Origin of the sequence: Candidatus Frankia alpina (assembly GCF_902806485.1) — a bacterium.
Taxonomy (GTDB): domain Bacteria; phylum Actinomycetota; class Actinomycetes; order Frankiales; family Frankiaceae; genus Frankia; species Frankia alpina.
Genome location: NZ_CADCWT010000482.1, coordinates 1 through 1,205 on the forward strand (window position 1 = coordinate 1; position 1,205 = coordinate 1,205).

Here is a 1,205-nt window from a genome sequence, read left to right on the forward strand (position 1 = left end):
GCGGCCCTGTCCGGCCAGGTATCCGTCCACACCCGGCGTCCCGAACGACCCCTCAACCCGTGCCGAACTCGACGGGAAAGCTGCCGAATGGGGACCCTTGCCGCGAATGTCCGATGACTCCGCCGATCGCCTGTTGCGACCCTACAAGCTGGGCCTGCGAGGCTCGGAGCCGCCGCCGGACGACTGCCCCGAACGGGGTCGCCCCCGGGGCCGAGCCGACCCGGTCGGGCCACGCCTGTGTCCGCACCTATGTCCGCACGATCACCCGAGGAACGGTTGGACGAGGCGGAGGAACTCCTCCGGCGCGTCCAGCGGGATGAGGTGGCCGCAGTGGTCGATCAGCTGGCCGGTGAGCCGGTCGGCCACCGGCTCCAGCTGGCGGAACAACGCGTCCCCGACCGGACGGGCCCCGATCGCCATCGTGGGGACACCCAGGCACCCCACCGCCACCGCGTCGGCGATCTGACGCGCGTTGACCGGCATCGCGCGGTAGTACTCGAAGCCGCAACGCAACGCCTCGGCACCGGCGTAGACGGCGACGAACGCGTCGCGGACGGGGCCCGGCACCCCGGTTCCGTCGTGGGTGCCGGCGCGGAGGAACCAGTCGAGGTACTCGGCTTCACGGCCGACCAGCACGGTCTCGGCCAGGCCGGGGACCTGATGGAAGCCGAACCACCATGGCGGCCCGCCACGCAGGAAGCTCTCGGCTCCCGGCAGCGTGCCGAGCAGGGACTCCATCAGCACCAGCCGCCGGACCCGCTGGGGTGCGCGCATCGCGAGCATGAACGCGAGGGGCGTACCGGCGTCGATCGCGACGACGTCGGCCTGGTCGACGGCGAGTGCGTCGAGCAGCCCGGCCATGTCGTCGGCGAGGGTGTGCAGGTCGTAGCCGTCTGTCTCACGGCGGCTGCCGCCGAGGCCGCGCAGATCCGGCGCGATCACGCGACGGGTCCGGGCGAGCTGGGGCAGCACCAGGTTCCACAGGTCGTGCGTGTGCGGCCAGCCATGCACGAGCAGCACTGCCGGCCCCTCGCCGGCGGTGACCACAGCGAGCTCCGTCCCGTTCGCCTCGACGCGGTGCAGTTTCGTCTCGCGGTGCAGATCGGCGTCCATGGTCAGCCTCCCGGCCAGTGGTCTCCTTTGGTGACCACCGCACGATAGGTAACCTGAACCGTCCAGGTAAGACGGCACTTTCACGACAGGTG

At 71.2% G+C, this 1,205-nt stretch carries 1 protein-coding gene; it reads right to left on the minus strand.

What is annotated here, in order from left to right; genetic code table 11:
- Window positions 1-261 precede the first annotated feature (261 nt).
- Complete coding sequence (locus tag G6R25_RS24070; protein ID WP_163554663.1) at window positions 262-1,113, minus strand: alpha/beta fold hydrolase; 852 nt, start codon at window positions 1,111-1,113, stop codon at window positions 262-264.
- Between the last annotated feature and the right edge of the window lie 92 nt (window positions 1,114-1,205).